Origin of the sequence: Anaerovibrio sp., assembly GCF_045637405.1 — a bacterium.
In the GTDB taxonomy this organism is placed as follows: Bacteria; Bacillota; Negativicutes; order Selenomonadales; family Selenomonadaceae; genus Anaerovibrio.
Genome location: NZ_JAZTZI010000052.1, coordinates 1 through 2,830 on the forward strand (window position 1 = coordinate 1; position 2,830 = coordinate 2,830).

3 protein-coding genes are annotated in these 2,830 nt (G+C 35.8%); all 3 read right to left on the minus strand.

Going from position 1 to position 2,830, the window contains the following annotated elements; translation table 11 throughout:
* Positions 1 to 216: 216 nt before the first annotated feature.
* The 3 genes from ACKI5G_RS03725 to ACKI5G_RS03735 all read right to left on the minus strand — a co-directional run bounded on the left by ACKI5G_RS03725 (position 217) and on the right by ACKI5G_RS03735 (position 2,506).
* On the minus strand, positions 217 to 678 hold the full coding sequence (locus ACKI5G_RS03725; protein WP_407397766.1) for a DUF1848 family protein: 462 nt from the start codon (positions 676 to 678) through the stop codon (positions 217 to 219).
* A 16-nt stretch (positions 679 to 694) separates the two neighbouring features.
* Complete coding sequence (locus ACKI5G_RS03730) at positions 695 to 1,114, minus strand: DUF1848 family protein (protein ID WP_407397768.1); 420 nt, start codon at positions 1,112 to 1,114, stop codon at positions 695 to 697.
* 153 nt (positions 1,115 to 1,267) lie between these two features.
* The gene (locus ACKI5G_RS03735; RefSeq protein ID WP_407397770.1) at positions 1,268 to 2,506 is read right to left on the minus strand and encodes a hypothetical protein; all 1,239 of its coding nucleotides are present in this window, start codon (positions 2,504 to 2,506) and stop codon (positions 1,268 to 1,270) included.
* Between the last annotated feature and the right edge of the window lie 324 nt (positions 2,507 to 2,830).

A 2,830-nucleotide genomic window follows, 5' to 3' on the forward strand; every position in this document is an offset into this window, starting at 1 on the left:
ATTCATATGTGCTGGATATGAACGGCGAATCTTATCGTTTAGCGCGTACCAAAAATGAAGTATAGGTGGCTCACTTTCAAGTGAGCGTTAGTGGCTCAAAATCAAATGAGCAAATGGCTCAAATTATGATTGACGTTTATAAATCCCCATAAATCTCATCTCCTCTAACAGGCAGCTTCTACCTGATAATATTATACATCTTGCGATACATTTACACTATTCATGCACAGTAATATGTTCATCCCCCAGCAAACTGCCGGTTATTACTGACGAGTTAATATTATGGTTATCAAAGCCCCGTTTTGCTCGATCTAAGCTGGCATTAGCATAACAATAACGGCAACCATGAATACAGGTGTCATATTGCCCAATGTCGAAGCTCTCCACGCAGTTACAAAGTAGTCGCTGTGTTTTGGCCCTGCTGATGTTAAGTTTCCTGCCAACTATGCGTTCAACCAATTCTCCATCTATGCAGGCTCCGTGGCCTATTTCGTACCTTTCCAAATCAATGGCCTCAGAGCAGGTTTGAAGTACAACACCACTCCCCTTGGCAATATTTGACATTCCTGCCGCCAGCTCATTCATTTCCTCCTCAGAAAGCTCATGGAGATTTAGCCCCTGAGTGTTCTTTTTCGCCTTGGCATACAGGTCAATAAAGCTGATAACACAACGCTCCACACAGGGAACCAAGGAATCAAGGGTATTTTTGAACCATTCCAGATGCCCCCTCTATTGTGTAGCCATCATTTAACAAAATAGGGTCATTCCGCCATACTACCCTTTCCCGACCGATTCTCTTAGATAGCTCCTGCACAGTGATGATAATATCTTTTTTATCACGAAGATTTGTCTCCACATCATGTCCGTAAGGCGTTAAGGACACCTGCACATAATAATTGTAGTCTTTAAGATTATCCAATCTCTTTAACATAGGGGCCGGGTCCTTGGTCCAAAAAACAATGCAGTCTACATAATCCGGTTTCAAGGATATACGGCTCACTTGCTTGCGGTTGAATGGATTTACCACATCCACATAGCCTGCCTTTAATCTCCGGCAAAACCAATCGAAGTAAAATGCCGGTATATCCGTCCGCCTGCTGGCACTAATTATCATAGTCCACCCTCACTAATCCAAAACCTTCAACAATCATTCATTGCCTGTAAAAACACTTCATTTAGAGGCTCCAAATCATTATTAAAGTCTTAGGCAAATTATCAGCAATGTTTTTGTCTAACTATTTCAGATCCTATCTAGGTTCAAATATGTTTAATTTTCTTCCACTTCAAAATAATAATTCACATCTATCATAAAAAGTAAATGGAACTTATCACATACCTTCTTATATAAATAATCTACTGCTTGTTGTATATTTTTACTTGCTTCTTTATAACTTTCAATAGAAGTATCAACCTCACATCCAATAGTCACTTTATCAAAGTATTCTGTTTGTTTTAGTTTACTTTTTATTGTAGCATTCCACAATCCCTCATTATGTACCATAGCATTTCTTTTTAGAGATAAGTATAAAATTGTATCTTTAAACAATTTTCTATGCTCTTCATCAATAACAATGCCTTTGCTTTCAAGGAACTCCAGTTTATTTATATAGCTCCCCCATGCCAATTCCTCTATTTTTTTATCCACCAACTTCATATGTAACTCATCGGTCGTTTTGCAGTCCAACACATCTGCGGCCAAAATACTTGAATTACTAACTAGCCATTTCTTTTCATGCATGCATATCAGTCTTATCGTTTTCAATAATACCTCATCAAAAAGGGTAAACATATATATAAACGACATATAATATGTTGTGGTATTTGATAATGTTGTAAAGCTTTCCAATTGATGTATTTTAGATAGCCGATATTTTATTTCCTGTGGCATCACAATTGCATCTCTCATTATTAAATTAGTAAGTTCTTTAGTATTTTTTATAAAATCTCCGGTATGTTCTTTAGTTTTATCAATTATATATTCATTCCATACTTCGTATCCAAGTTCTTTTATTTTATCTAGTAACCCTAACTTATCTATAAACTTGGGCAATTCCAAATGACACTCATGTAATATCTTCAATAAAGCCTCTGCATCTAATTTCTCTTCCCTTGAATTATAGATTAGCTCAACTATGTTATTTTCACGAATTATGGCTTGTATTTCTAAAGAGTTATTCTCGTAATTCTTTTCCAAACCATGTCTTAGCTCTACACTTTTTCGGCAAAATGAACTAATTGCCTGTACCAACCTAGCCGAATAATCTTCATGAATAGGTTGATAAACCCATTCTTGGACAATTTTGTTTCCTTCATCTTTCCATTCACTTACTAAATTATAACCATCTTTATTTGGAGGAGCATCTTTATATTCAACTGGTTTGTATCCATTTTCAGTGTAAAGTTGCTCATCATCAAAATACAATTCATCGTCTCTTCTCACTATCCTAGAGGCTATAATTAGATTTTCGTTTTTAATTTTTCCATACCGTTTGTTTTGGCTGTCCATCCATTTTCTCCTAAACCATTTTTCTATTATTTATATTAATCGTAAACTCTTCTACTATTTCAGTAATATTATTTTCATTCACAATAGACTCACTCATCAGCTGGCACAATACATTATATCTTATACTATGAAAAAAGGGCATCACCGGTTTTATAGTACTTATGTACGATTTTATAATACAACGTAAGCGTCAAAATATAATATGCCTCAATAGCAAATAAAAAGCAGCCCGTAGGCTGCGTCATAGTATAGTGTCATTATTCTTCAGTTGGCAGGTTCACATTCCATGGAAGATATTTTTCCAGAACAGCGTCGTCCTTTAAG

Coding starts and splice junctions, on each gene's coding strand:
- ACKI5G_RS03730 (WP_407397768.1), bottom strand. CDS start 1,114: ATGATAATTAGTGCCAGCAGGCGGACGGATATACCGGCATTTTACTTC.
- ACKI5G_RS03735 (WP_407397770.1), bottom strand. CDS start 2,506: ATGGACAGCCAAAACAAACGGTATGGAAAAATTAAAAACGAAAATCTA.